The sequence below is a fragment of the Legionella norrlandica genome, assembly GCF_000770585.1.
Lineage (GTDB): Bacteria > Pseudomonadota > Gammaproteobacteria > Legionellales > Legionellaceae > Legionella > Legionella norrlandica.
In genome coordinates, this window is the sequence record NZ_JNCF01000099.1 from 1 (window position 1) to 5,614 (window position 5,614).

Sequence of the window (5,614 nt, forward strand, 5' to 3'; positions counted from 1 at the left end):
AAAAAAAGCTAAAAACAAAACCAGGAAACCATACTCCTTATGCCATCCATACAATTTTAGTTTTTCTAGGCTGATAGGGATTCTGACCATATACAAACCAATCCCTAATAACCCAATAATTAAAACCGCTATAATCCAATGAAAAAGAATAGAAACCACCCCAAACTTTGTAGAAGTATTTCTGATTTGCATAGATTACCCATATTTTTTATCTAGATAAGCTTCTGCTTCTATCTCTATTTCAACGTCATCCCCTACTTCTGGTATTAAAGATTTTATTCCAAAATCTGAGCGCTTTAATGAAGCAGTAGCACTAAATCCAACAGTTTCTCTGTCATTTATTATATTAATCCCCTCTTTATTTAATACTACATTCAAAGTAATCGGCTTAGTGACGCCATGTAAAGTGAGGTTCCCTTGTACCTTTGCCCTGTTTTTGCCGATAATTTCTACACTATCGCTTACAAAAGTTGCTGTGGGGAATTGTTTAGTATCAAAAAACATTTTACCTTTCAAATGCTTATCCAACTCAGGGATACCTGTAACTATATTATCAATCTTGATAGTTACTTTCACTTTACTCTTTTCTGGATGATCCTTATCAAGAACAAGTTCTCCATTGGCATACCATTTGCCTGCTTGCGTTGAAAAACCCAGATGCTTTACTTTCCATAATACATAAGTATGCTGATCATCCAAAACTAGAGTTTGCGGTTCAGCATACATACCAGGAGAAAATGAGAAAAGAGCGAATAGAACAATAATTAAGTGTGTATATTTCCGTTTCATGTTGAATTTCCCTGCATTAAAATAAACTTTTATTGACTTTTTTCTAATGAACCACCAACAAGCCTCTCACAAATACCTTTGGGTAATAAAATAAAAGCATCCTTTTGATTATCTTTAGTAGAAGAACCAGCACAGGAAGAAGTAGCCGTTGAACAGTCATTCATACCTTTCTTAACTACCCCATAGCACTTTTCAATATTCTGATCCTCCGCCAAAGCGCTATTTGAAGCGGCAAGGACTAAAAAAGCGCTCAAAGTGGACTGAATCAATTTATCCCGACAAGACATAGCTAATAACCTCCTTATTACAAACTTAATTTTAAACATCTATTTGGTGGTGTTAAAATTCAAATTTGCTGCTATTAAACTACTTACTATATATTAGAACACATAGAATAATCTACTAAACTTCATTGAGCACTTATATCATTCAGAAAAGGAAGGATCGCAAATACTCAAATGCCTTCTTCGCGTATTCCAGCGGGGGGGCTTTTTGAGGGTCTTGCTCGGCTTCTACTATCATCCATCCTGTAAAACGATACTTTTGCAGTGCCGTCCATACCCTTATAAAATCAATTGAGCCATCACCAGGAACAGTAAATACCCCTGCTCTTACAGCGTCCATAAAGCTGAGCTGTTTCTTTTCAACTTGCCTTAGTACATCACTTCTAACATCTTTCAGATGAACATATAAGATACGATCACCGTATTTTTCTACTAAATTAATAGGATCTATTCCTGCAAATGCGGCGTGTCCTGTATCAAGCAGTAAAGAAACCAATTCAGGCTTGTATTTGCCATTAAAAAATCAACATCGCTCTCTGAAAACACGCCCGTGCCAGCGTGATAGTGATAAACAATCTTTATATTAAAGTCATAAGCTATTCTACCTAAGGTATGTAAGCCTTGGATCAGTTTGGCCCATTGTTCTTGAGTAAATTGAGGTGTGTGCGAGCCTAATATAGGTAAATTACCGCCCTGAATAGCATGACCACATTCACACACATTAATAAAGGAAGCGCCCAAAGCTCGCATAAAACTGATATGATCGAGAAACCTGGATAAAGTCGCCTCATATTGACTGGACTCAGTAAAATAGGTACTAAACCAAGCACTGGATAGCTGTAAGCCACGTTGATCCAAAGCAGATTTTAATGCTGCAGTGTCCCTAGGATATTTGTTCCCTAACTCTGTGCCACAATAACCAGCTTCAGCCATTTCATTAATGCATTGCTCAAAACTAATATGTCCCCCCAAATTGGGATCATCGTCATTACTCCAGTTTATTGGAGCCACCCCTAATTTAATACTCATCTTCACACCCTAATTTTTATTGAGATTTAATACTGTCTTACTATTTCAATTTGTTCTCGCATCAGTTTATGAGCTTTATTCACCGACTCAGACTGAGATACTTCAGCTATACCCACTCTCCACCAGGTTTGGTATCCTTGACTCATAGTTTTGGGTAATACGGGTAGTACAATAACCGTGCTTTTTTCTTGATTTTTTGCTGATACTAAAACGGACTGAAATTGTTCATAGGATTCAGCAAAATAAGTCACTGCTCCTAACCCTTCGGCATACTTGCAAAAATCAATAGCTAGATAATCCCCGTTTAAAGTATTGGTTAAGAGATCTCTATAACGAAACTCATTACCAAAACCTTGGCTACCATTGCCCTCTTGCAGATTCCTAATGCATTGAAAACCATGATTATCAAAAATAATAACTATGATTTTTTTATGCTCTTGAATAGTTGTTAACAGTTCAGAGTGCATCATCACAAAACTACCATCGCCAACTAAAACGTATACTTCCCCCTCGGCATTTTCTTTTGCCATTCTAACCCCTAACCCAGCTGCAACTTCATATCCCATGCAAGAATACGCATATTCCAAGTGGTAATCTTTTGCTTTTTTAGATTGCCAAATACGGTGTAAATCACCTGGCAAACTTCCTGCAGCACTGATTATCACATCCTCTGAAGACACAAATTGATTAAGTATCCCTAAAATAGCGGTTTGATATAACCCTGTTTTTTGCAATGGCTTAGTCAAACGCTCTAGTTCTTCTACCCATTCATTTTGATAATGGCGAACTAATTGCTGATAAGAATAGGGAGTTTGATAATCGCCTAACGCTTTTTCTAACTGCTCAAGGCCAATTTTTGCATCGCCTTTTAACATCAGCCCATTCATTTTCATGGCATCAAGACGTGAAACATTGAGATGAAGTATTTGGCATTCCTGATTTTTAAAAGCCCATTTGGATGCCGTAGTAAAATCTTGTAATCGCGAACCAATTACTAATATAACATCAGCTTGTGCAGCCAAACAATTCGCTGCCTCAGAACCAGTTACCCCTATACCGCCAACGTTCATAGAATGTTTGGCTGACAAACAGCTCTTTCCTGCTTGTGTTTCCGCAACAGGAATCCTGTGCTTTAAAGCAAACTCAGCAAGTATTTCATTTGCCAGAGAGTAATGCACTCCACCCCCTGCAATAATCAACGGTTGCTTTGCTCTTTTAATATGATGAGCAGCTTCTGCTATCATGCTTTCACTAACGGGCTCCCTATCAATCCGCCAAACACGTTTTTTAAAAAAGGAATCTTCATATTCATAAGCTTCCGATTGAACATCCTGAGGCAAGCATAAAGTCACTGCCCCTGTTTCAACGGGATCGGTTAATACTCGCATAGCCTGCATGCAAGCAGTAATTAATTGTTCAGGCCTGTTAATTCTATCCCAGTATTTGCTTACTGGTTTAAAACAATCGTTCACTGATAGAGTGTAGTCATAAGGAACTTCCAATTGTTGCAAAACTGGATCAGGTTGCCTACAACTGAACACGTCTCCCGGCAGCAACAAAAGAGGAATACGATTGGTCGTCGCAGTTGCTGCAGCAGTAATCATATTAGTAGCGCCAGGACCAATTGAGGAGGTACAAGCGAGGATCCCTAATCTGTTTTTTTGTTTTGCATACGCTATTGCAGCATGAGCCATACCTTGCTCATTATGACCTTGATAATAGGTCAACCCCTGGGCATCATACTCCAATGCTTCACCCAACCCCGTCACATTCCCATGGCCAAATATTCCAAATACACCATTTATAAAGCGGTACTCTTTGTTATCTAGCACAACGTATTGATGTGCTAAAAACCTTAATAAGGCTTGGGCCGTAGTTAATTTAATCTTCACTCTGTAACTCCAAATAATTTAAACCCGACTTGGATAAAACAAAAATTTAAATCATAGCGGAAGAAATCTATTGGTATTGCCATACTCGTAAATTCGCTTTATCCGTACGTGTCCACTCATGCTCTTTTACAAAGGTAGGCTTGATATAGGGGTTATTATTTAGATGTCGAATAAACCATAACGTATAAAGAGCATAACCTGGGGCGGTGCAATGAGCATGTTCCTGACTTTGGGCAATTTGATAGGTGTCATAATGCTCTATTCTCATGATTTCTTTTCCATTTTCTCCGAATGCATAGCCTTGAGGCTCTGAAAATCGATAATGGTAAATTTCGGGTTGTGCGTGGTAATGAGAAGGATAACTGGACCATCGTCCTTGAAAAGTAATAATTTCTCCAACTATCAAATTTGACTCAGCTCTGTTTCGTTTATCAAACACTGTCCTGACAAGACGGTAAGAAGTGTCCTCTAGTATCCCTTTCCCTCTGTCATCCAATTCCACCATATTGGATTGATCAAATAAAACAGGAGGAAACAAATTTTCATTTTCTGTTTCTATTAATAAAATTTCACAATCAGTCAGTGCCATCACCGAACTATATTCACCTTTAGAACAATGCAGTACATAAGGCGACTGAGAAAAATAATCTACTCGCTCTACTTCACGATCATGCTGGCCATATTTAAAAATAACTCTTCCAATCATTAGCAATGCAGCGAACTCATAATTCTTATTAAATAGATAAGTTTCCCCTTTTCTTAATTTTAGAGAACTAAAATTCATTGCAGTAGGAGAATCATTCATCGTTACAATAGAATTGAATCCGTCGTCAAATCCATGTGGATTTTTAATAAGCAGCTGAGACTTTTTATTTTTACTAGACCGCTCATGGAGTTGGGCCAAGTGAGTACTTTTCCATACCTCTGGGTTGCTATCGTATTCCTTAATGAAGTACCCCAATTCTTCTTTGTAAGGAATGGCTGGAGCACAACCATGGCGAGTAACAACTAAAGCTCCACAAGCATTAGCATAAGTAAGTGCATTATTCCAGCACTCTCCTTTTAGAAGACCGGATAGGAGGCCAGACATGAAACCATCTCCAGCACCTAGAATATTGAGGACTTCAACGGGATAGGGTTTCGACCGCAATATCTCTTTGCCTTGTCCAAAATCGACAAGAGCCCCCTTTTCGCCTAATTTAATTACTACAGGTGCTTCAGTGAGCTGTCTTAACTTGATTAGCGAAGTATGGATGTCATTTGTCCCACCAGCAATACATATTTCTTCTTCCGTACCAACAATTAAATCACATAACGCTAAAATTTGCTGATATACATGGCTGACTTGCTCACTTTGATAATATCGATTTTCGCCATCCCCGATTGCTGTTAACCCCCAAAGAACAGGCCTATAATCCAGATCAAGAATAACGGCCGTCTCTGCTTTCCTGGCTAAATGAACAACTTCTATTGTTGTATTCTTCATCAACTCAGTAGACAAGCCTGTACCAGTGATTAATAAAGACTTCGCATTCTTTAAATCGGCATAGCTTATTTGCTCAAATTTGAGCTGCATATCAGCACAATTGTTACGATAAAATATTAAAGGAAAATCAGAGG

The 5,614-nt window shown here is 38.3% G+C and carries 5 protein-coding genes and 1 pseudogene; all 6 read right to left on the reverse strand.

All coding sequences use genetic code 11. The annotated features are described in order from the left end of the window. The coding region (locus OK13_RS13385) for a cytochrome b/b6 domain-containing protein (protein ID WP_035891598.1) at nt 1-192 on the reverse strand (192 nt) is incomplete at its 3' end. 3 nt (nt 193-195) lie between these two features. Further along, on the reverse strand, nt 196-789 hold the full coding sequence (locus OK13_RS13390; protein WP_035891600.1) for a YceI family protein: 594 nt from the start codon (nt 787-789) through the stop codon (nt 196-198). Between the two features lie 29 nt (nt 790-818). Continuing rightward, complete coding sequence (locus OK13_RS13395) at nt 819-1,076, reverse strand: BufA1 family periplasmic bufferin-type metallophore (protein ID WP_035891601.1); 258 nt, start codon at nt 1,074-1,076, stop codon at nt 819-821. Nucleotides 1,077-1,218: 142 nt separating this feature from the next. Continuing rightward, a pseudogene (iolE, locus tag OK13_RS13400) lies at nt 1,219-2,006 on the reverse strand (myo-inosose-2 dehydratase). 122 nt (nt 2,007-2,128) lie between these two features. After that, a complete protein-coding gene (gene iolD / locus OK13_RS13405) occupies nt 2,129-3,994 on the reverse strand; it encodes a 3D-(3,5/4)-trihydroxycyclohexane-1,2-dione acylhydrolase (decyclizing) (protein ID WP_035891603.1) in 1,866 nt (621 codons plus the stop codon). Between the two features lie 67 nt (nt 3,995-4,061). After that, the coding region (locus tag OK13_RS13410; RefSeq protein ID WP_035891607.1) for a PfkB family carbohydrate kinase at nt 4,062-5,614 on the reverse strand (1,553 nt) is incomplete at its 5' end.

Coding starts and splice junctions, on each gene's coding strand:
- OK13_RS13390 (WP_035891600.1), bottom strand. CDS start 789: ATGAAACGGAAATATACACACTTAATTATTGTTCTATTCGCTCTTTTC.
- OK13_RS13395 (WP_035891601.1), bottom strand. CDS start 1,076: ATGTCTTGTCGGGATAAATTGATTCAGTCCACTTTGAGCGCTTTTTTA.